The sequence below is a fragment of the Fusobacterium perfoetens ATCC 29250 genome (genome assembly GCF_000622245.1).
Taxonomy (GTDB): Bacteria; Fusobacteriota; Fusobacteriia; order Fusobacteriales; family Fusobacteriaceae; genus Fusobacterium_B; species Fusobacterium_B perfoetens.
Genome location: NZ_JHXW01000010.1, coordinates 1 through 21,951, shown reverse-complemented (window position 1 = coordinate 21,951; position 21,951 = coordinate 1). Strand labels below are relative to the sequence as shown.

Sequence of the window (21,951 nt, the reverse complement as noted above, 5' to 3'; positions counted from 1 at the left end):
ATGGAAAATAAAAAATTATTAAATAATTTAATATCAGTATTTCAATTAATAGAAGAATTTAACAAAAAAGATTTTTCTAAAAATTATTCAGAATTAAATATAAGTGATGTTCATAGCATAGATTTTATTGGAAAAACTCAAAATCCTAATATTACAAGTTTAAGTAAATATATGAATTTTACCAAAAGTGGAGCTTTAAAGATAATAAGAAAGCTTTTAGAAAAAGGATATATAGAGCAGTTTCAAAGTATTGATAATAAAAAAGAAAAATATTTTACTCTTACAGAAAAAGGAAAAGAAATATTTAAGAAACATAAAATTTTACATAAAGAAGCTGAAAAAAGAGATAGCAAAATATTTCAGAATTTTTCTGATACCGAAAAGGAAATTATTTCAAAATTTTTAAAACTTTTAGAAATAGATGTAAAAGAAAAGTTATCAAAATATTAAGATAGAATTTAAAATATATTTTAATTATTTTTTATACATAAAAAATTATAAATTGCTTTTTAATAAAAAGCTAGTAAATAAAAAATTAGAGATAAAAGAAATAAAAAACAAAATTAAGAAAAAATTAACAAAAAAGAGAACTGAATAAAACATCTTTTTAATGTTACTCAGCTTTTTTTATAAAAAAACTATCTTCTTAAAAATATATCTAATTATATAAAAAATAAAGTTATTTACATAATTATAATAAAGAAATATATAAGTAAAAATATTTTCTATTTATTTTATTTATATCACTAAAAATGATAAAATTATTTAGACTTAAATAATGTCATTTTTTAATATTTAACTTATTTCACAAATTACAAAAAATATTTTTTAATTTTAAAAATTTTTTATATCATTAATTTAGAAAACATAATAATTTATAAAGTGTAAAATCATTAAATAATAACTTTACATAACCTAGCTTTCTAATTTATTTTTAAAGAAAAATTATTATTTTTTACTGTTTATTGTAGAATAAAGAACAGCACAAATTATAATAACCCCTCCAAAAAGAGTTTTTATACTAGGGATTTCGTGTAATATAATAGCAGCAGCAATTATTGAATATAGTGGTTCTAAACAAAAAATAATACTAGAAGTTTTAGCTTTGACATATTTTAAAGAGCTGATTACAAGTGTATGGGCTAGAGCAGTAAAAACAATTCCCAAAAGAGCCATTAAAAATATATCTTTTGCCATTACATTTTCCCTAGTTACAAGATATACAGGAATTAATGTAAACATAACCACTAATTGTTCATAAAAAGAGATTAAAGGACCAGAATATTTTTGAGTAACAGCTCTATTTCCTAAAGAAAAAATAGCATATAAAATACCAGAAATAATTCCCCATAAAGCTCCTATTGTCATCTCATTTCCAAAATCAAAAGAGGGAACTACAAAAGATATTCCTATAAAGGCTATAATAGCTACAATTATATCAGAGAAATATAATTTTTCTTTAAATATAATTGGTTCTAAAAAAGTTACAAAGAAAGGAAAAGTTGAAAAAGTTAAGAGACCTATTGCTACAGTTGAAAGATTTATTGAGTGAAAAAAAGTAATCCAATGAAGAGATAAAAAAATTCCAAGTATGATTAAATAAAAATATTCTTTTGTTTTTTCCAATTTTAAACTTGCTTTCTGGTATTTTAATAATGAAAATAAAGCAAAAGATGAGAAAAATGTTCTACCTAAAATAAGAGTAAAAATTGATGTTGAAACCAAACGTCCAAATAAACCAGAAAAACCTAAAAGAAAAACAGCTATATGAATTTGAAGTAGATTTTTTGTTTTAATATTCATAATATCTTCCCCTTTGTAAAATAATTTATTTAAATTTTAATTTATGTTTATATCAAAGTCAAGAAATAAAATTTATATTTCAAATAAAAAATATAAAGAATATTTTTATTTATTTAGTTGACAATTATAAAAAGAAAGTGATATAATAAAATGCTAAAAAATGCACGTCAATTATTTCTAAACTCGGTGCCAAATGGTTGTTTAGTTTTGAGATTGACGGAGGGCATAACCAAAAGATAAAATTAGGAGGAAAAAATGGCAGTAGTAACTATGAAACAATTACTTGAGTCTGGAGTACACTTTGGACATCAAGCAAAAAGATGGAATCCAAAAATGGCAAAATATATCTTCACAGAGAGAAATGGAATCCATGTAATCGATTTACACAAATCTTTAAAGAAAATTGAAGAGGCTTACGAAGTAGTAAGAGAAATATCAGCAAATGGAGGAAACTTCTTATTTGTTGGAACTAAAAAACAAGCTCAAGAAGCTATGAAAGAACAAGCAGAAAGATCTGGAATGTTCTATGTAAACAATAGATGGTTAGGTGGAATGTTAACAAACTTCCAAACTATCAAAGGAAGAATAGCTAGACTTAAAGAATTAACTAGAATGGACCAAGATGGAACTTTAGATACAGCTTACACTAAAAAAGAAGCAGCTAACTTAAGAAAAGAATTAGAAAAATTAAATAAAAACTTAGCAGGAATTCAAGATATGCCTGGAGTACCAGCAGCATTATTCGTAGTAGACGTTAAAAAAGAAGCTTTAGCAGTAGCAGAAGCAGCTAACTTAGGAATTCCAGTAATCGCTATGATAGATACTAACGTAGATCCAGATTTAATTACTTATCCAATCCCAGCTAACGATGACGCTATAAGATCAGTAAAATTAATGTCTACATTAGTTGCAAACGCAATAATCGAAGGAAGACAAGGAACTGAAGAGAAAGTAGAAGAAGTTTCTACAGAAACTGAAGCAGTTGAAGAAGTTTTAGAAAACGGATCAGCAGAATAAGAGAATTTTATATAAATTTTTCAAGGAGGATTTAGTATGGCAATCACAGCTCAAGCAGTAAAAGAATTAAGAGAAATGACTGGTGCTGGAATGATGGATTGTAAAAAAGCACTTACAGAAACTAACGGAGATATGGATAAAGCTATAGACTACTTAAGAGAAAAAGGTATGGCTAAAGCAGTTAAAAAAGCAGGAAGAATAGCAGCTGAAGGATTAATTTTTGATGGTGTAACACCTGATCATAAAACAGCAGTTGTTATAGAATTTAATGCTGAAACAGATTTCGTTGCTAAAAATGATGAATTTAAAAACTTTGGAAAAACTTTAGTAGAAATCGCATTAAATACTTCAGCTATGACAGTTGAAGAATTAAAAGCTCAAACTTTAGTAGATGGAAGAACAGTAGAGCAAGCTCTAGTTGAACTAATTGCTAAAATTGGAGAAAATATGAATATCAGAAGAATGGAAAAAGTTGTAGCAGAAGGATTTGTAACAACATATAACCATCTTGGAGGAAAATTAGGAGTAATTGTTGAATTATCAGCTGAAATGACTCCAGAAAGATTAGAAAGAGCAAAAGGAATAGCAATGCATATAGCAGCTATGAATCCTTCTTTCTTAAATGCTTCTCAAGTTACAACAGAAACTTTAGAGCATGAAAAAGAAATTGCTAGAAAACAATTAGAAGCAGAAGGAAAACCAGCTAAAATTATAGAAAATATATTAGTTGGAAAAATGAAAAAATTCTATGAAGAAAATTGTTTAGTAAATCAAGTATATGTAAGAGCAGAAAATAAAGAAACTGTAGAACAATTTGCTGGAGATATGACAGTTGTTTCTTTCACTAGATATAAAGTAGGAGAAGGAATTGAGAAAAAAGTAGAAGACTTCGCAGCAGAAGTTGCAGCTCAAATTAAAGGATAGTACTTCTTAAGAAAAGCAATTAGGGGATGCAATTTGCATCCCTATTTTTTTAAATAAAAACTAGGAGGAAATATGGAACCTGTATACAAAAGAATATTATTAAAGCTTAGTGGAGAAGCTTTAATGGGTGAACAAGAATTCGGGATAGATTCAAAAGTAATATCTTCTTATGCAAAACAAATTAAAGATGTAGTTAATTTAGGAGTAGAAGTTGCTGTAGTAATTGGTGGTGGAAATATATTTAGAGGACTTTCAGGAGAGGAAATTGGAATAGATAGAGTAACTGGAGATCATATGGGGATGTTAGCTACTATGATAAACTCTCTAGCACTTCAAAATGCTATAGAAAAATTAGGAATTCCAACAAGAGTACAAAGCGGAATAGAGATGCCTAAAGTTGCTGAGCCGTTTATAAAAAGAAGAGCACAAAGACATTTAGAAAAAGGAAGAGTTGTAATATTTGGAGCTGGAACAGGAAATCCTTATTTTACAACTGATACAGCAGCTGTGTTAAGAGCTGTGGAAATAAATGCTGATGTAGTCATAAAAGCTACTAAAGTTGATGGAATTTATGATAAAGACCCAGTAAAATATCCAGATGCAAAAAAATATGAAACAATTACATATACAGAAGTTTTAAATAAAAATTTAAAAGTAATGGATGCAGCAGCAATTTCACTTTGTAGAGATAATAAACTTCCTTTAATAGTTTTTAACTCTTTAATAGAAGGAAATATTGAAAAAGTAGTATTAGGAGAAAAAATAGGTACAGTAGTAGTATAAATAAATTAGGAGGAAAATTATATGAGTAAAGACTTATTAATGAAAGAATGTAAAGAAAAAATGGAAAAAACAATAGAGGCAACAAAACATAAATTTGCTGGAATTAGAGCTGGAAGAGCTAGCGTGGCTATGTTAGACGGAATAAAAGTAGAACAATATGGTTCTCTTATGCCTTTAAATCAAATAGGAACAGTATCAGCTCCAGAAGCTAGATTATTAGTAATAGATCCTTGGGATAAGTCAGTAATCCCTGTTATTGAAAAAGCAATAATGTCAGCTAATATTGGATTAACACCAAATAATGATGGAAGAGTTATAAGATTAATGGTTCCAGAGTTAACAGCAGATAGAAGAAAAGAATATGTAAAATTAGCAAAAAAAGAAGCTGAAGAAAGTAAAGTAGGAGCAAGAAATATCAGAAAAGATATAAATAATGGACTTAGAAGATTACAAAAAGCTGAAGAATTAACAGATGATGAATTAAAGGCAGCGGAAGAAGAAGTACAAAAATTAACAGATAAAACAATAAAAGAAATAGATAATTTATTAACATTAAAAGAAAAAGAAATAACAACAGTATAAAAAAATCTTGCATATATTTTTAGTTAAGGGTATAATAAAGATGTTCCTTATATGATTTTTTTATCTAATAAAGAACTGAAAATAAAATTTTGGAGGGTTTTGATGCTAAAAGGAAAAGTTAAATGGTTTAACAAAGAAAAAGGATTTGGATTTATTACTTCAGAAGAAGGAAAGGATTATTTTGTACATTTTTCAGGAATTTTAGGAGAAGGATTTAAAAATCTTGAGGAAAATCAAACAGTTAGCTTTGAAGTTGAAGAAGGAGCTAAAGGGCCAATAGCTATTAAAGTATCAGTTATTGACTAATAAATAGATGGAAAAACTATCTTATTAAAAAATAAGATAGTTTTTTTTATTTGCTTTTTTTGAAATAAATGATATACTATACTATCAAAAAAAATCGAGGAGGAAAAAATGAAAAGTATTATAACTGTATTAGGAAAAGATAAAGTTGGTATCATAGCAAAAGTATGTACATATTTATCAGAAAAAAATATAAATATATTAGATATTTCTCAAACAATAGTAAATGGATACTTTAATATGATGATGATTGTAGATACAGAAAAATCAACTACAAGTATGGAAAATCTAATAGATGAATTAGCTGAAATTGGAAAAGAACTAGAAGTTATAATAAATATGCAACACGAAGATATATTTAATTGTATGCACCGTATTTAATAAATAAAGGAGTAAGTATATGATATCTAAAATAGAAATTCAAGAAACGAATGCGATGATAGATCAAGCTAATTTGGATGTTCGTACAATAACTATGGGAATTAGTTTAATGGATTGTGCAGATTCAAACATAGATAGATTCAATGAAAAAATTTATAAAAAAATAACAACTTATGCTAAAGATTTAGTAAAAGTTGGAGATGAAATAGCAAAACAATTTGGAATTCCAGTTGTGAATAAAAGAATATCAGTAACTCCTATAGCTATAGCTGCTGCAGGATGTGAAACAGATTCTTATGTTAGTATAGCTAAAACATTAGATAGAGCAGCTAAAGATTGTGGTGTAAATTTTATAGGTGGATTTTCTGCTCTTGTCCATAAAGGATATACAAAAGCTGATGAAATACTTATAAATTCTATTCCACAAGCATTAACAGAAACTGAAAGAGTTTGTTCCTCAGTGAATGTCGGAACTTCAAGAAATGGTATAAATATGGATGCAGTAAAAAGAATGGGAGAAATAATAAAAGAAACTGCTGAATTAACAAAAGATAGAGAATGTATAGGCTGTGCAAAGTTTGTTGTATTTTGTAATGCTGTTGAAGACAATCCGTTTATGGCAGGAGCTTTCCATGGAGTAGGAGAAGCTGATTGCGTTATAAATGTTGGAGTTAGTGGTCCAGGAGTTGTAAAAAAAGCATTAGAATCAGTTAAAGAAGCAGATTTTGAAACTTTATGTGAAGTAGTAAAGAGAACAGCTTTTAAAATAACAAGAGTTGGACAATTGGTAGCTCAAGAGGCAGCTAAAAGATTAGGAGTTCCTTTTGGAATAATAGATTTATCATTAGCTCCAACTCCAGCTGTAGGAGATAGTATTGGAGAAATTTTTCAAGAAATGGGATTAGAACAACCAGGAGCTCCAGGAACTACAGCAGCATTAGCAATTTTAAATGATAATGTAAAAAAAGGTGGAGTAATGGCATCTTCATATGTTGGAGGATTAAGTGGAGCTTTCATTCCTGTAAGCGAAGATCATGCTATGATTCATGCAGCAGAGATAGGAGCTTTATCATTAGAAAAGTTAGAGGCTATGACTTGTGTATGTTCTGTAGGGCTTGATATGATAGCTATTCCAGGAGATGTATCATCAGCTACTATTTCAGGAATAATAGCTGATGAAGCTGCTATTGGAATGGTAAATAATAAAACTACAGCAGCTAGACTTATACCTGTTATTGGAAAAAAAGTAGGGGAAAGTGTTCAATTTGGAGGATTACTAGGATATGCTCCAATAATGGATGTAAATAAATTTAAATGTGAAGATTTTATAAAAAGAGGTGGAAGAATACCTGCCCCTATTCATAGTTTTAAAAACTAGAAAGGAGAAAGAATGTTAGTATTAGGAATAGAAACTTCGTGTGATGAAACTTCTATAGCGATAGTTAGAGATGGAAAAGAAGTATTGTCTAACTATATATCTTCTCAAATAGAAATTCATAAAGAGTACGGAGGAGTTGTTCCAGAAATTGCTTCAAGACATCATATAAAAAATATAGCTACAATATTAGAAGAAAGTTTAGAACAAGCTAAAGTTAAATTAGAAGATATTGATTATATTGCTGTTACTTATGCTCCAGGATTAATAGGAGCATTATTAGTAGGTGTTTCTTTTGCTAAAGGATTATCATATGGGAAAAAAATACCTTTAATACCAGTACATCACATTAGAGGACATATATATGCTAATTTTATAGAAAATGATGTAGAACTTCCATGTATTTCTTTAGTAGTTTCTGGAGGACATACAAATATAATTTATATAGATAAAGAACATAATTTTATAAACTTAGGTGGAACCTTAGATGATGCTGTTGGAGAAAGCTATGATAAAGTAGCAAGAGTATTAGGGATTGGATATCCTGGAGGACCTGTTATTGATAAGATGTATTATAAAGGAAATCCTAATTTTTTACATATTCCAGAACCTAAAGTAGGAGGTTATGACTTTAGTTTTTCAGGAATAAAAACTTCTGTTATAAATTATGTAAATAAAATGAAAATGAAAAATGAAACTTTTATACCAGAAGATTTAGCAGCTTCTTTCCAAAAAGAAGTAGTTGATATTCTATGTAAAAAAGTTCTTAAAGCATGTGAAGAAAAGAATGTAAAACAGGTTATAATAGCAGGTGGAGTAGCAGCTAATTCTCTTTTAAGAAATGAATTAAAGAGAAGAGGAGAAGAAAAAAATATAAAAGTTTCTTATCCAAGTATGAAATATTGTACAGATAATGGAGCTATGATTGCCGCAGCAGCTTATTATAAAGTTGAAAGAGGATATGTTCCTAATGAGAATTTAAACTTAAATGGAGTAGCTAGTTTATCTATAGAAAATGAATAAATAAAAAAAGGATTGATTATCTATGTAATTTTATAGAAATTAATCCTTTTTTTACTTTTATAATATAAATATTATAAAAGATTTAAAATATATTATTCAAAATCTTCTTTTTTTATCATTCCTAAAAATTCTTTTCTGGTTTTTAAAAATCTTAATTCTCTTTTTAAACCTCTTTCATTGAAAGTTCTCATTATTGGTAATAAAAAGCTAGCTACAATACCAGCAGAAAATCCATTGTTGTACAAATTAAGGCCACCATGAAGAGTTCCTATATTAGTTACAACTGTAAGATGCAACCAACCAGCTATAATTCCCCAGAAAGGACCAAATATTCCTGCAATAGGAGCTAAAGATGTACCAAAAAGTCCAGATAAAACAATGGTAAAAATATCATTATGAATAGTTGTAACTCCTGACAATATAATTCCTATTAATACAGGAGCAGTATTAAATGGAGTTTTACCATGAGCAGCAAATCCAACTACAGTAAAAATACCAGCTAAAATAGGACCATTTAGACTTTGATTAAGAGTAAGTGAAAACAACATTGCAAGAAATCCCATTAATCCCATATTAATAAATGTTAATCCATAACCAAACATTGGAATAAAATCACTTTCTAATCCTTTTGCTTTAACTAACTCTTTATATCCAGAAAAGGAATTATCATTAATATAAAAACCGACAATAATAAAAATCATAAAAATGACAGTACAACAGATTTGTAGAATGTGATTATATTGAGTTGATAATATTTTTCTTGAAGCAACTTCAAAATGATAAGCTTTTAAAATACAATTAAGCACTAATCCTAAAATTCCTGCTGTAAATCCTAAATTATATAAATTATATCCTTCGTGAAAACTTTTCATTTTTTTAGCTAAAGGAGCAATTATAAAGCCTATAATTATGCCTAAAATAATTCCATTGATATATGAAAATTCAAATGTATTTGTTCTAAAAGCAACTTCACTAATAAAAGGAGCTAAAGCAGTAGCAAAGGAAACTGGAAGAAAAATATCTTTAAATTTAATATGTTCATACATACTATAAAAAATTCCTCCAATGTATATAGGCAAAATATTTAATATATTTTTTCCAAAAAAAGAAAAGCCAAAACTAGTAAACAAAGAAGCTAGAGCCATACCTTTTAATTCAATATTCAAGTATTTTATAATAAAATAATTAAAAAGTAAAATAAGGAGAGAATTTAAAAAACCAGCAGTTAAGCCTCCAACCATTAAAAAATCTGTAATTAATCCAGCTTGAGATGTAAGAATATTAGAAAAACCTATAAAAATATTTTCTTTTAATATAATCTTTCCGTAAAATAATAAAGAAATAATAAATAAAAATATTAATAAAATACCAAGTTCAAAAGCATGAAGTTTACGTTTTTCTTGAAGATTATCCAAAATTTCCTCCTTAAAATTATATAGTTTTATTAAATAAAATTGATATAATATTGTTGATAACTTATAAAAATTTTAATACTTATATATATTCTATATAATTATATAATATTTTATTGATAAAATACAGTATTTTTTATATAAAAAGGAGAAAAATGAAAGAAGAAAAATGGTACATATATATGTTAAGATGTCAAGATAATTCAATTTATACAGGAATTACTAAAAATATTGAGAGAAGATATAAACAACATGTAGAAGGAAAAGGAGCGAAATATACCAAAATTCATAAATGTAAAAAAATTGAAATTGTTTTTGAAGAAAAAAGTAGGAGTGAAGCTCTAAAATTAGAATATTTTTTAAAACAAAAAAGTAAATTAGAAAAAGAAAAAATAATAAAATTAAAAAAAATAAACCCTTGAAAATAAAAGAAAAATTAAAAAAACTTTTTTTTATTAAAAAAATCTGTTGACATAATTTATAAAATATGGTATTATTATTCTTGTCTTAAGGGAGCGGAAATGAAAATGATAAATTAAGAAGCCTGGATGGCGGAACAGGTAGACGCACAGGACTTAAAATCCTGTGGTATCTTGATACCGTGCCGGTTCGATTCCGGCTCTAGGCACCATATCGCGGGGTAGAGCAGTTGGCAGCTCGTCGGGCTCATAACCCGAAGGTCAGAGGTTCAAATCCTTTCCCCGCCACCAAATAAATATTCAGTGTTACAGTTTTATGCGGGAATAGCTCAGTTGGTAGAGCGTCAGCCTTCCAAGCTGAATGTCGCGAGTTCGAACCTCGTTTCCCGCTCCAGGTAAGCGTCATTAGCTCAGTAGGTAGAGCACACGACTTTTAATCGTGTTGTCACTGGTTCAAATCCAGTATGACGCACCATAAACCATTTAGATGTGTCTGTAGCTCAGCTGGATAGAGCAACGCCCTTCTAAGGCGTGGGTCAGGGGTTCGAATCCCTTCAGACACGCCATAAAAAATAATAATTAGTACATATGGATCTATAGCTCAGCTGGTTAGAGCACTCGGCTCATAACCGAGTGGTCATTGGTTCGATTCCAATTAGATCCACCATTTTAACAAAATGCCCCGTTCGTTCAACGGTTAGGACATCAGATTTTCACTCTGGAAACAGGGGTTCGATTCCCCTACGGGGTACCATATGTGCTGGAGAGCTATCCTAATTGGTAAGGAATCGGTCTTGAAAACCGACGCCGTAAGGCTTCAGAGTTCGAGTCTCTGGTTCTCCGCCATTTTTTTTTAGAAAGAAATATTTTATTTGGCCAGATAGCTCAGTCGGTAGAGCAGGGGACTGAAAATCCCCGTGTCGGTGGTTCGATTCCGCCTCTGGCCACCACTTATGGTCGCATAGCTCAGTTGGGAGAGCACCTGCCTTACAAGCAGGGGGTCATAGGTTCAAGTCCTATTGTGACCACCATTAAAATGGGGGTGTAGCTCAGTTGGTTAGAGCACTAGCCTGTCACGTTAGGGGTCGCGAGTTCGAGTCTCGTCACTCCCGCCATTTAAAAGATTTTAAAGAGATGCAAAGCATCTCTTTTTTTTATGATTTTAAAATGAAATTATAAAAAAATAAAATTTATATAAAAAAGTTCAATATTTGAGTAAGGATATAACTAAAATAGATGAAAAAATAACCTTTAAGAAAATTGACAAAAATAAAAAATTTGTTTAAAATTAGGATGTTAAATATATATTGGTTATGTTTGTAATAAAATTTTTAATAAATTATAGAGGTGATTTTGTGAAAAAAACAAAAATAGTATGTACTATTGGACCAAAAAGCGAATCAAAAGAAATGTTAACAAAATTATTAAAAGCTGGAATGAATGTAATGAGATTAAACTTTTCTCATGGAAGTCATGAAGAACATGCAGCTAGAATAGCAGCTTTAAGAGAAGTTAAAGAAGAAACAGGATTAAAAGCAGCTATATTATTGGATACAAAAGGACCTGAAATTAGAACTATAAAATTAGAAAATGGAGAAGATGTAAAATTAGTTGCTGGTCAAGACTTTACAATAACAACAGATAAAACTGTTATAGGAAATAGTAAAATAGTGGCAGTTACTTATGATGATTTTGCAAAAGATTTATCTGTAGGAAATACAGTATTAATAGATGATGGATTAATAGAGTTAACTGTAAAAGAAATAGTTGGAAATGAAGTTAAATGTGTTGTAGAAAATAATGGAATGTTAGGTGAAAATAAAGGAGTTAACTTACCAAATGTAAAAGTTAATTTACCAGCCTTAGCTAAAAAAGATATAGCTGACTTAAAATTTGGATGTCAACAAGGAATAGACTTTGTAGCAGCATCATTTATAAGAAAAGGTGACGACGTAAGAGAAGTTAGAAGAGTATTAACTGAAAATGGTGGAGCAGATATAAAAATAATTTCTAAAATAGAAAATAAAGAAGGATTAGATAACTTTGATGAAATATTGGAGCTTTCTGACGGAATAATGGTAGCTAGAGGAGATTTAGGAGTAGAAATACCAGTAGAAGAAGTTCCATTTGCTCAAAAAATGATGATAGAAAAATGTAATCAAGCTGGAAAACCAGTTATTACTGCTACTCAAATGTTAGATTCTATGATTAATAACCCTAGACCAACAAGAGCAGAAGCTAATGACGTTGCTAATGCTATATTAGATGGAACAGACGCAGTAATGTTATCTGGTGAAAGTGCAAAAGGAAAATATCCAGTTGAAGCAGTAGAAGTTATGACAAGAATAGCTGAAAAGACAGACCCATTATTATATAGTAATGTAGATTATGATAAAAAAGAAGAAATAGGAATTACAGAAGCAGTAGCAAAAGGATGTGTTGATGCTGCAGAAGTATTAGGAGCTAAATTAATAGTAGTAGGAACTGGATCAGGAAGAGCTGCTAGAAGTTTAAGAAAATATTTCCCTAGTGCAATGATTTTAGCAGTGACAAATAGTCAAAAATCTTTCAATCAATTATTATTAAGTAAAGGAGTTATTCCTTATTTAAGTGGAGATTTTAAAAACTTAAATGACTTTATGGAAAATGCTGAAAAAGCTGCAGTAGGATTAGGATTAGTAAAATCTGGAGATATAATAGCAGCTACATGTGGTGAAGAAGTATTTATGCCAGGAACAACAAATACAGTAAAAATTATTAGAGTAAAATAAAACTGAGAGATATAAAATAAAAAATAGGAGGAAAAAATGACAAGAATAATTGATGTAGTAGCAAGAGAAATACTTGATTCAAGAGGAAATCCTACAGTAGAAGTAGATGTAGTATTAGAATGTGGGGCAAAAGGAAGAGCTGCTGTTCCATCAGGAGCTTCTACAGGAGCTTATGAGGCAGTAGAATTAAGAGATGGAGATAAATCTAGATATTTAGGAAAAGGAGTATTAACAGCAGTAAACAATGTTAATACAGAAATTAAAGAATTAATTTTAGGAATGGATGCTTTAGACCAAGTTAAAATTGACAAAGCTATGATTGCTTTAGATGGAACACCTAACAAAGGAAGATTAGGAGCAAATGCTATACTAGGTGTATCTTTAGCAGTAGCTAAAGCAGCAGCTGAAGCTTTAGGAATGCCTTTATATAAATATTTAGGTGGAGTAAATGCAAAAGAATTACCTTTACCTATGATGAATATTTTAAATGGAGGATCACATGCTGATTCAGCAGTAGATGTTCAAGAGTTCATGATTCAACCAGTTGGAGCTGCAAACTTTAATGAAGCTATGAGAATGGGTTGTGAAGTATTCCATCACTTAGGAAAATTATTAAAAGCTAATGGAGATTCTACTAATGTAGGAAATGAAGGTGGATATGCACCTGCTAAAATTAACGGAACAGAAGGGGCTTTAGATTTAATAATGGAAGCTATAAAAGCAGCAGGATATGAGCCAGGAAAAGATATTACTTTTGCTATGGACGCTGCTTCAAGTGAATTCTGTAAAGAAGTAGATGGAAAATTTGAATATCATTTCAAAAGAGAAGGAGGAGTTGTAAGAACTTCTGAAGAAATGGTAGAATGGTATGCAAGTTTAGTTGAAAAATATCCAATTAAATCTATAGAAGATGGATTAGGAGAAGATGACTGGGCAGGATGGCAATTATTAACTGCTAAATTAGGAGACAAAGTTCAATTAGTTGGAGACGACTTATTTGTAACAAATACTGAAAGATTAAAAAGAGGAATTGAATTAAAAGCTGGAAATGCTATATTAATAAAACTTAACCAAATTGGAACATTAACTGAAACTTTAGATGCTATTGAAATGGCAAAAAGAGCAGGAATGACAGCTGTAGTTTCTCATAGATCTGGAGAAACAGAAGATGCTACAATAGCTGATATAGCTGTAGCAACAAACGCTGGACAAATTAAAACTGGTTCAACTTCAAGAACTGACAGAATGGCTAAATATAACCAATTATTAAGAATAGAAGAAGAGTTAGGAGATATGGCTCAATATAACGGAATGGATGTATTTTACAATATCTCTAAATAACAATTAAAAATAAATAATATTTTTAAAAAGGATTAACTATTTATAGTTAATCCTTTTTTTGTTGAAAAATAATTGTTGTATTAAAACTTATCTAATAGTTATTTTTTAATTTTAAACTTTTTTTATTTTTCAAAAAAGTTTTTCCATTCATCAACTTTAAAACCGATTAATATACCTTTGTCACATACGATTAAAGGTCTTTTAACTAACATTCCATTAGAAGAAAGAAGATTAATAGCTTCGTCTTCAGTCATAGTAGGAATTTTGTCTTTTAGATTAAGTTGTCTATAAAAAATCCCACTAGTATTAAAAAATTTCTTAAGAGGTAGATTACTTAGTTTAATAAAAGATTTTAATTCTTCTGCAGTAGGTTTTTCTTCGACTATGTGTCTACTTGTAAAATCAATTTTATTTTCTTCTAGCCATTTTCTAGCTTTAACACATGTAGAACATTTAGGATAATTAAAAAATAATACAGTCATAGTTCCTCCTTAAAATAATTGAATTGTCATATAAATTATAATATATAATTTATAAAAAAGAAATAATAATTACAATAAAAAAATTATTGATTGTAATAAAGTTAATGTGGTATACTTAATTATAAGAATGTCTAAAGGGAAATAGAAGAGTGAAATAGGAGGGAAAAATGGGGAAAGTTCTAGTAATTACTTCCGGTAAAGGAGGAGTAGGAAAAACAACAACAACAGCTAATATTGGAAGTGGTTTAGCACTAGAGGGAAAAAGTGTACTTCTTATAGATACAGATATAGGACTTAGAAATTTAGATGTTGTTATGGGCTTAGAAAATAGAATAGTTTATGATTTAGTTGATCTCATTGAAGGACGTTGTAAGATAAAACAAGCAGTTATAAGAGATAAAAGAAATAAAAATTTATATCTTATTCCAGCAGCTCAAACAAGAGATAAAAATGATGTAACACCAGAACAAATGAAAGAATTGATAGAAGCTATAAAAGGAGATTTTGATTATATACTTATAGACTGTCCAGCAGGAATAGAACAAGGATTTAAAAATGCTATAGTAGCTGCAGATGAGGCTATTGTAGTGGTAACACCAGAAGTTTCTGCTGTAAGAGATGCTGATAGAATAATAGGATTACTTTTAGCAAGTGAAATAAATGAAATAAAACTTTTAGTTAATAGATTAAGAATAGATATGGTAAAACAAGGAAATATGTTAAGTGTTCAAGATGTAGTGGATATTTTAGCTCAAGATGTAATAGGTGTAGTTCCTGATGATGAGAGTATTGTTATTTCTACTAATAAAGGAGAACCTTTAGTATTTAAAGGAAATTCATTAGCATACAAGGCGTATAAAAATATAGTTCAGAGATTATTAGGAAAAGAGGTCCCTTTCTTAAAGTTAGACATAAAAAAAGGATTTTTCAAAAGAATTTTTGGATAAAAAATCATTGAAAATAAAAGAAAAAATAAAAAAATGAAGAAAAAAAATAAAAAAATGTTGACAAAAAATATATTATAAGATATAATAACTCTTGTGTGTGACGCCGCTTTAGCTCATCTGGTAGAGCAACTGACTTGTAATCAGTAGGTGACTGGTTCGATTCCGGTAAGCGGCACCAGATAAATGCCCCGTTCGTTCAACGGTTAGGACATCAGATTTTCACTCTGGAAACAGGGGTTCGATTCCCCTACGGGGTACCAATTATTATATAAATATGGTGAGGTTCCCGAGTGGCCAAAGGGAGCAGACTGTAAATCTGCCAGCTACGCTTTCGATGGTTCGAATCCATCTCTCACCACCACTTACGGTCGCATAGCTCAGTTGGGAGAGCACCTGCCTTACAAGCAGGGGGTCATAGGTTCAAGTCCTATTGTGACCACCATTAAAATGGGGGTGTAGCTCAGTTGGTTAGAGCACTAGCCTGTCACGTTAGGGGTCGCGAGTTCGAGTCTCGTCACTCCCGCCATTTATAAAAGTATTTAAGAGATGTATGACATCTCTTTTTTTTATTTTCTATATCAAATTCTTATAAAATAATTAAATATTTCAAGAATTATTATAGGATTTTTTACTAGAAAAAAAAAAGAAACTATGATAAAATTGTTTGTAGAATAAGTAAGGGGGAATTAAATTGGAAAAAATTTGTGATGTTCTAAGAGAAAGAGGACAGTTAAAACAATTTACAGATTATAGATATTGTAGCTTCTTTTATGTAAATATAAAATAGAGAAAATTTTAGGAGGATTATAATGAATAATGTTTATGATGTATTAAAAGAACGTGGATATTTAAAACAATTTACAGATGAAGAAGCAATAAAAAAATTATTAGGAGAAGAAAAAGTAACATTTTATATAGGGTTTGACCCAACAGCAGATAGTTTACATGTAGGGCATTTTATAGCTATGATGTTTATGGCTCATATGCAAAAATTTGGACATAGACCAATAGCTTTAATTGGTGGCGGAACAGCTATGATAGGGGACCCTAGTGGAAGAACAGATATGAGACAAATGATGACTAAAGAAACAATAGCTCATAATGTGTCTTGTATAAAAAAACAAATGGAAAAATTTATAGACTTTACTGATGGAAAAGCTATTCTAGCTAATAATGGAGATTGGTTATTAGACCTTAATTATATAGAATTTATAAGAGATATAGGTTCTCTTTTTTCAGTTAATAGAATGTTATCAGCTGAATGTTTTAAAACAAGAATGGAAAATGGGGGACTTTCTTTCTTAGAATTTAACTATATGTTGATGCAAGGATATGATTTTTATGTATTGAATCAAAAATATAATTGTAAAATGCAATTAGGTGGAGATGACCAATGGTCAAATATCATAGCAGGAATTAACATTATTAGAAAGAAAAAGCAAGAAGAAGCATATGGAATGACTTGTACATTACTTACTAATAGTGAAGGTAAGAAGATGGGAAAAACTGCAAAAGGAGCTTTGTGGCTTGACCCTAAAAAAACAACACCATATGAATTTTATCAATATTGGAGAAATGTTGATGACGCTGATGTAGAAAAATGTTTATCTTTATTAACATTTATTCCTATGGATGAAGTAAAAAGATTAAGTTCTTTAAAAGATGCTGAAATAAATAAAGCTAAAGTTGTATTGGCTTATGAAATAACTAAGATGATTCATGGAGAAGATGAAGCTGAAAAAGCAAAATTAGCTTCAGAAGCTTTATTTGGTTCTGGAAATAACATGGAAAATGTACCAACAAAAGAAATTACAGAAAAGCAATTAGGAGTAGAGTTAACAGAATTTTTATCAGTTAATAAAGTATTAAAAAATAAAAGTGAAGGAAGAAGATTAATAGAACAAAATGGAATGTCTGTTAATGATGAAAAAATAACAGATGTGAAATTTATGATTACAAAGGATTTATTTGAAGAAAAAGAATATATTATTGTAAAAATGGGTAAAAAAAGATTTTTAAAAATAGTTTTAAAGTAGAAAGGTGATATATTGATATTTCTTAGAAAAACAAAAGAAAGTGATATAGAAAATATTTATAATAATATTCATTTAAATTATATAAAAAAATATTATATTTCTACTGAAAGACAGCAATGGGAAAATCATAAAAGATGGTATAAATTTTTAATAAAATCCTCTGCTTATTTATTATATACAGTAACTAATGAAGATGAAGAATTTTTAGGGTATATAAAATTTGAGCTTGATGGAGAAATAGCTATTATAAATATTTATTTGATTGAAAAAATACGACAGAAAAATTATAGTTTTGATATAATTAAAATGAGTTTAGAAAATCTTTTAAAAGAAAGAAAAGAAATATCAATAGTATTAGCTTATATTTTAGAAGAAAATATAGCTTCGATAAAAACTTTTAAGAAAAATGGCTTTGTATTCGATTCGATAGATGAATATAAAGGTGTGGAGCATATGTTATTTATAAAAACTTTAATAAAATAGACGGTTTTAGCCGTCTATTTTTTAAAAGTGAAAGAGAGTGATTATGAATAAAAAAGAAAAAGTAAAATATATTCTAAAAACTTTAGAAGAAAAATTCGGAAAACCAAAATGTGCATTAAATTATGAAAGTCCTTTTGAACTTTTAGTAGCAGTTATTCTATCAGCTCAATGTACAGATAAAAGAGTAAATATTGTAACTGAAGAAATGTTTAAAAAATATAATACTCCTGAAGATTTTGCTAGTTTAGAAATAGAAGAAATAGAAGAATTGATAAAAAGCACAGGCTTTTATAGAAATAAAGCAAAAAATATAAAAAAAGCAAGTCAACAACTTATAGAAAAATATAATAGTGAATTACCTAAAGAGATGGAAAAATTACTAGAATTAGGAGGAGTAGGAAGAAAAACAGCTAATGTAGTAAGAGGAGAAATATGGGGATTAGCTGATGGAATAACAGTCGATACTCATGTAAAAAGGATTACTAATTTATTAGGTCTTACAAAAGAAAAAACTCCTGAAAAAATAGAGCAAGATTTAATGAAAATTGTTCCTAAAAAAAGTTGGATAGATTTTTCACATTATATAATTTTACAAGGAAGAGATAAATGTATAGCTAGACGACCTAAATGTCAAGAGTGTGAAATAAAAGAAGTTTGTGATTATTTTAAAAAATAAAAAATCTTGAATATAATTCTTGACAAAAATGCTAAGGAATGATATAAATATATATGGATAGGAAATTAGTCTATGACATATAGGAGATGAAAATAAATGAAAATATATTTAGATAATAATGCAACAACTAGATTAGATGATGAAGTATTTGAAAGCATGATACCTTTTTTTAAAGAAGAATATGGAAATGCTTTTAGTTTACATTTATTTGGGCAAGAAACAGGAAAAGCAGTTGCTGAAGCTAGAAAAAAAGTTGCTGATATATTAGGAGTTCTTCCAGAAGAAATTATTTTTACAGGTTCTGGAACAGAATCAGATAACCTAGCTATAAGAGGAATAGCAAGAGCTTATAAAAATAGAGGAAAACATATAATTGTAAGTGCTATAGAACATCCAGGAGTAAGAAATACTTGTAAAGACTTAGAAAGTGAAGGATATGAGGTAACTGTTATAGGGGTAAATAAAGACGGAGTTGTAGACCCTGAGGAGATTAGAAAAGCAATAAAAGATGAAACTATCTTAATAACAGTAATGCATGCTAATAATGAAACTGGGGCAATTCAACCGATAGAAGAAATAGCTAAAATAGCAAAAGAAAACAAAATTTTATTCCATGTAGATGCAGTTCAATCTATGGGAAAATATGATATAAAACCAAAAGAAATTGGAATAGATACTTTAGCTTTTACAGCACATAAATTCTATGGTCCTAAAGGGATAGGAGCTTTATATGTGAGAAATGGAGTTAGACTTGGAAAAGTTATAACAGGTGGAGACCAAGAAAGAAAAATGAGACCTGGAACAACAAATACTCCATTAATAATAGGATTAGCTAATGCTTTAGAAAAACAATTTAAAAATAAAGATGAAGAAAATAAAAGAATATCAGAATTAAGAGATTATTTTGAAGAAGAATTATTAAAAAAATTACCAGAAATTGTAATAAATTCAAAAAATACTAAAAGATTATCTGGAACATCTAGTGTAACATTTAAATATGTAGAAGGAGAATCTATACTTTTACATCTTAGTATGAAAGGAATTGCAGTAAGTTCTGGTTCAGCTTGTTCATCAAATGATTTACAAGCTTCACATGTACTTTTAGCTATGGGAATTCCAGAAGAATTTGCCCATGGAACAATTAGATTTAGTTTAGGGAAATATAATACTAAAGAGGAGATTGACTATACTTTAAATGTTGTTATAGAAACAATAGAAAAGTTAAGAACTTTATCACCTCTATGGAATGAATATATAAATAGAAAATAAGGAGAGAATTATGCAATATACAGAAAAAGTAATGGAACATTTTATGAATCCTAAACATGTAGGAGTAATGGAAAATCCAGATGGATATGGTAAAATAGGAAATCCATCTTGTGGAGATATAATGGAGATATTTTTAAGAATAGAAAATGATATAATAACAGATGTAAAATTTAGAACGTTTGGATGTGCTTCTGCAATAGCTTCGTCTTCAGTATCAACTGAAATGGTATTAGGAAAATCAATAGAAGAGGCTTTGAAATTAACAAATAAAGCAGTAGTAGAAGAATTAGGAGGATTACCACCAGCAAAAATGCATTGTTCAGTACTAGCTGAAGAAGCTATAAAAGCTGCTATTGAAGATTATCTTTCTAAAAAACAAAAATAGTATAATTAAAGAGAGAATTATTATGAAGTGAAAATAATTTCTCTCTTTTTTTTATTATGAAAAGATGATATAATTTTAGAAAAAAATAAGGAGCAAATTCTTTGAAAAAAATAATAATATGTTTTTTAATAATATTTAATTTTATATATTCTAATGAAAATAATACAAAAAATTATAGAAGTTATTTGTTAGGTGATCAAGTAGGAAATATTTATATAAAGGAGAATGAAAAACAATTATATCCTTTAGCTTCTGTTACTAAAATAATGACTTTACTTGTAACTTATGATGCTATAAAAAATAAAGAAATTAGTTTAAAAGATAAAGTTGTAATAGATAATGAAATATTAAAAATAAATGGAAGTAAGGTTTGGATGTATGAAGGACAAAGAATTACAGTGGAAGATTTAATAAAAGCTACTGCTATACATTCAGCAAATAATGCGGCTTATGCTTTAGCAAAATATATAGGGAAAGGAAATGTTGATACTTTTATAAAGAGAATGAAAAATAAGAGCATAGAACTTGGAATCGAAAATGAAGTAAAATTTTTTACTCCAACAGGATTACCAACATCAATGACAGGAAAACCTATGGATATAGGAAGTACTTTAGGAATTTATAAATTATCTTTAAAAGCATTAGAATATGAATCATTAATAAATTTATCTTCCAAAAAAGAAGTAACTATTTATAATGGAAAACAAAAATTAAAAAATAGAAATAATATTCTTGGACAACAAGGAATATATGGTTTAAAAACAGGGCATCATTCTCAAGCTGGATATAATATGAGTGTTCTTTCTAAAAAAGATGGAATGAATATAATATATGTTGTTCTTGGGGGGAAAAATGAAAAAGAACGTGATTATAAAATATTAAAAGATATAACAAAATTTTTTGATAAATATAAAAATCAAATATTTTTAAATAAAGATATAGTTTTAGATAATATTGAAATAAAAAATGGTAATAAAAAAAATATAGATATTTATCCAGAAAAAGATTTTTCTAAAATAATAAAAAAAGAAAGTACAGTAAAATTTTTAATAGAATATTATCCAATTGATTTACCTTTAGAAGAAAAAGATAGAGTAGGTTACTATAAAATATTAGTAAATGAAGAAATATTAGATGAAGGAAATTTAATTATTAAAGAAGAAGTGCTTGAAAATAAAGGAAAATTTAAAAAATATAAAAATATTTAAAAAATATGTTGACATATTTTAATTTCTAAGGTATAATTAATCTTGTCCGTGAGATACGGAACTAAGGACATTAACAACAGAATAGAGATATATGACAAGCAAACAACCATATTTTGGTGTTTAATAACGGTAAGTGTTAATAATTGACCTAGTCAATAAATATAAAGTTTTAATGAAGAGTTTGATCCTGGCTCAGGATGAACGCTGACAGAATGCTTAACACATGCAAGTCTACTTGAATTCACTTCGGTGATAGTAAGGTGGCGGACGGGTGAGTAACACGTAAAGAACTTGCCTTGTAGTCTGGGACAACTATTGGAAACGATAGCTA

At 28.5% G+C, this 21,951-nt stretch carries 22 protein-coding genes, 16 tRNA genes and 1 rRNA gene; 36 read left to right on the top strand and 3 right to left on the bottom strand.

The features are described from left to right. On the top strand, positions 1-450 hold the full coding sequence (locus tag T364_RS10490; protein WP_051532646.1) for a winged helix DNA-binding protein: 450 nt from the start codon (positions 1-3) through the stop codon (positions 448-450). Between the two features lie 498 nt (positions 451-948). On the opposite strand, the gene T364_RS0104510 is transcribed toward T364_RS10490, so the two are convergent. Further along, positions 949-1,803, bottom strand: coding sequence for a DMT family transporter (locus T364_RS0104510; RefSeq protein WP_027128515.1), 855 nt, complete (start codon positions 1,801-1,803; stop codon positions 949-951). Positions 1,804-2,058: 255 nt separating this feature from the next. On the opposite strand from T364_RS0104510, the gene rpsB reads away from it, so the two are divergent. From rpsB to tsaD, 8 genes are all read left to right on the top strand, one after another. Beyond that, positions 2,059-2,820 (top strand): 30S ribosomal protein S2, encoded by a 762-nt coding sequence (gene rpsB / locus T364_RS0104505; RefSeq protein ID WP_027128514.1) that lies wholly within the window; start codon positions 2,059-2,061, stop codon positions 2,818-2,820. Positions 2,821-2,856: 36 nt separating this feature from the next. Next, positions 2,857-3,744 carry a translation elongation factor Ts gene (gene tsf / locus T364_RS0104500; RefSeq protein WP_027128513.1) on the top strand — a complete coding sequence of 296 codons (888 nt, stop codon included), beginning with the start codon at positions 2,857-2,859 and terminating at the stop codon, positions 3,742-3,744. Positions 3,745-3,816: 72 nt separating this feature from the next. Then, on the top strand, positions 3,817-4,527 hold the full coding sequence (gene pyrH / locus T364_RS0104495; RefSeq protein ID WP_027128512.1) for a UMP kinase: 711 nt from the start codon (positions 3,817-3,819) through the stop codon (positions 4,525-4,527). A 21-nt stretch (positions 4,528-4,548) separates the two neighbouring features. Beyond that, positions 4,549-5,109, top strand: coding sequence for a ribosome recycling factor (gene frr / locus T364_RS0104490; protein ID WP_027128511.1), 561 nt, complete (start codon positions 4,549-4,551; stop codon positions 5,107-5,109). A 102-nt stretch (positions 5,110-5,211) separates the two neighbouring features. Then, positions 5,212-5,415, top strand: coding sequence for a cold-shock protein (locus T364_RS0104485; RefSeq protein ID WP_027128510.1), 204 nt, complete (start codon positions 5,212-5,214; stop codon positions 5,413-5,415). A gap of 108 nt (positions 5,416-5,523) precedes the next feature. Continuing rightward, positions 5,524-5,793: an ACT domain-containing protein gene (locus tag T364_RS0104480; protein WP_027128509.1), complete on the top strand. Its 270-nt coding sequence runs from the start codon at positions 5,524-5,526 to the stop codon at positions 5,791-5,793. 19 nt (positions 5,794-5,812) lie between these two features. Further along, positions 5,813-7,171 carry a PFL family protein gene (locus T364_RS0104475; RefSeq protein ID WP_027128508.1) on the top strand — a complete coding sequence of 453 codons (1,359 nt, stop codon included), beginning with the start codon at positions 5,813-5,815 and terminating at the stop codon, positions 7,169-7,171. Between the two features lie 12 nt (positions 7,172-7,183). After that, entirely contained in the window at positions 7,184-8,191 is a 1,008-nt protein-coding gene (tsaD, locus tag T364_RS0104470) for a tRNA (adenosine(37)-N6)-threonylcarbamoyltransferase complex transferase subunit TsaD (RefSeq protein WP_027128507.1), read from the top strand. 92 nt (positions 8,192-8,283) lie between these two features. Here tsaD and T364_RS0104465 read toward each other — a convergent pair whose 3' ends face one another. Continuing rightward, positions 8,284-9,606: a DUF1576 domain-containing protein gene (locus T364_RS0104465; RefSeq protein ID WP_027128506.1), complete on the bottom strand. Its 1,323-nt coding sequence runs from the start codon at positions 9,604-9,606 to the stop codon at positions 8,284-8,286. Between the two features lie 152 nt (positions 9,607-9,758). Between T364_RS0104465 and T364_RS10485 the strand changes: the two genes are divergently transcribed. The 14 genes from T364_RS10485 (at position 9,759) to eno (ending at position 14,134) form a co-directional block, all read left to right on the top strand. After that, positions 9,759-10,025: a GIY-YIG nuclease family protein gene (locus tag T364_RS10485; RefSeq protein WP_051532644.1), complete on the top strand. Its 267-nt coding sequence runs from the start codon at positions 9,759-9,761 to the stop codon at positions 10,023-10,025. 120 nt (positions 10,026-10,145) lie between these two features. Continuing rightward, positions 10,146-10,234 (top strand) — tRNA-Leu (locus T364_RS0104455). A 3-nt stretch (positions 10,235-10,237) separates the two neighbouring features. Then, positions 10,238-10,313: transfer RNA gene (locus T364_RS0104450), tRNA-Met, on the top strand. A gap of 27 nt (positions 10,314-10,340) precedes the next feature. Next, positions 10,341-10,416 (top strand) — tRNA-Gly (locus T364_RS0104445). Between the two features lie 5 nt (positions 10,417-10,421). Next, positions 10,422-10,497, top strand: a tRNA-Lys gene (locus T364_RS0104440). A gap of 14 nt (positions 10,498-10,511) precedes the next feature. Continuing rightward, positions 10,512-10,588 (top strand) — tRNA-Arg (locus T364_RS0104435). A gap of 24 nt (positions 10,589-10,612) precedes the next feature. Continuing rightward, a tRNA-Ile gene (locus T364_RS0104430) sits at positions 10,613-10,689 on the top strand. A 12-nt stretch (positions 10,690-10,701) separates the two neighbouring features. Then, positions 10,702-10,776 (top strand) — tRNA-Glu (locus T364_RS0104425). 8 nt (positions 10,777-10,784) lie between these two features. Beyond that, positions 10,785-10,868 (top strand) — tRNA-Ser (locus T364_RS0104420). Positions 10,869-10,896: 28 nt separating this feature from the next. Next, a tRNA-Phe gene (locus T364_RS0104415) sits at positions 10,897-10,972 on the top strand. Positions 10,973-10,977: 5 nt separating this feature from the next. Next, positions 10,978-11,053 (top strand) — tRNA-Val (locus T364_RS0104410). Positions 11,054-11,060: 7 nt separating this feature from the next. Then, positions 11,061-11,137: transfer RNA gene (locus T364_RS0104405), tRNA-Asp, on the top strand. A gap of 240 nt (positions 11,138-11,377) precedes the next feature. Continuing rightward, positions 11,378-12,793, top strand: coding sequence for a pyruvate kinase PykF (gene pykF, locus T364_RS0104400; RefSeq protein WP_027128505.1), 1,416 nt, complete (start codon positions 11,378-11,380; stop codon positions 12,791-12,793). A 36-nt stretch (positions 12,794-12,829) separates the two neighbouring features. Beyond that, positions 12,830-14,134 (top strand): phosphopyruvate hydratase, encoded by a 1,305-nt coding sequence (gene eno, locus T364_RS0104395; RefSeq protein ID WP_027128504.1) that lies wholly within the window; start codon positions 12,830-12,832, stop codon positions 14,132-14,134. Positions 14,135-14,256: 122 nt separating this feature from the next. On the opposite strand, the gene T364_RS0104390 is transcribed toward eno, so the two are convergent. Continuing rightward, on the bottom strand, positions 14,257-14,616 hold the full coding sequence (locus T364_RS0104390) for an arsenate reductase family protein (protein WP_027128503.1): 360 nt from the start codon (positions 14,614-14,616) through the stop codon (positions 14,257-14,259). A gap of 167 nt (positions 14,617-14,783) precedes the next feature. Here T364_RS0104390 and minD point away from each other — a divergent pair, with 167 nt between their 5' ends. The 13 genes from minD to T364_RS0104320 all read left to right on the top strand — a co-directional run. After that, positions 14,784-15,563, top strand: coding sequence for a septum site-determining protein MinD (gene minD, locus T364_RS0104385; RefSeq protein WP_027128502.1), 780 nt, complete (start codon positions 14,784-14,786; stop codon positions 15,561-15,563). Between the two features lie 102 nt (positions 15,564-15,665). Continuing rightward, positions 15,666-15,741: transfer RNA gene (locus T364_RS0104380), tRNA-Thr, on the top strand. Positions 15,742-15,748: 7 nt separating this feature from the next. Beyond that, positions 15,749-15,823 (top strand) — tRNA-Glu (locus tag T364_RS0104375). A 16-nt stretch (positions 15,824-15,839) separates the two neighbouring features. Further along, positions 15,840-15,924 (top strand) — tRNA-Tyr (locus tag T364_RS0104370). Between the two features lie 5 nt (positions 15,925-15,929). Further along, a tRNA-Val gene (locus T364_RS0104365) sits at positions 15,930-16,005 on the top strand. A gap of 7 nt (positions 16,006-16,012) precedes the next feature. Further along, positions 16,013-16,089, top strand: a tRNA-Asp gene (locus T364_RS0104360). A 283-nt stretch (positions 16,090-16,372) separates the two neighbouring features. Further along, positions 16,373-17,599, top strand: a complete 1,227-nt coding sequence (tyrS, locus tag T364_RS0104350) for a tyrosine--tRNA ligase (protein ID WP_027128501.1) — start codon at positions 16,373-16,375, stop codon at positions 17,597-17,599. A gap of 12 nt (positions 17,600-17,611) precedes the next feature. Continuing rightward, on the top strand, positions 17,612-18,082 hold the full coding sequence (locus T364_RS0104345; RefSeq protein ID WP_245596614.1) for a GNAT family N-acetyltransferase: 471 nt from the start codon (positions 17,612-17,614) through the stop codon (positions 18,080-18,082). Positions 18,083-18,125: 43 nt separating this feature from the next. After that, positions 18,126-18,758, top strand: a complete 633-nt coding sequence (gene nth, locus T364_RS0104340; RefSeq protein ID WP_027128499.1) for an endonuclease III — start codon at positions 18,126-18,128, stop codon at positions 18,756-18,758. A gap of 96 nt (positions 18,759-18,854) precedes the next feature. After that, the gene (locus T364_RS0104335; protein ID WP_027128498.1) at positions 18,855-20,027 is read left to right on the top strand and encodes a cysteine desulfurase family protein; all 1,173 of its coding nucleotides are present in this window, start codon (positions 18,855-18,857) and stop codon (positions 20,025-20,027) included. Positions 20,028-20,037: 10 nt separating this feature from the next. Next, positions 20,038-20,412, top strand: coding sequence for a Fe-S cluster assembly scaffold protein NifU (nifU, locus tag T364_RS0104330; protein ID WP_027128497.1), 375 nt, complete (start codon positions 20,038-20,040; stop codon positions 20,410-20,412). Positions 20,413-20,513: 101 nt separating this feature from the next. Then, positions 20,514-21,620 (top strand): D-alanyl-D-alanine carboxypeptidase family protein, encoded by a 1,107-nt coding sequence (locus T364_RS10480; RefSeq protein WP_051532643.1) that lies wholly within the window; start codon positions 20,514-20,516, stop codon positions 21,618-21,620. Positions 21,621-21,789: 169 nt separating this feature from the next. Beyond that, positions 21,790-21,951: ribosomal RNA gene (locus T364_RS0104320) — 16S ribosomal RNA — on the top strand; the annotation flags it as partial.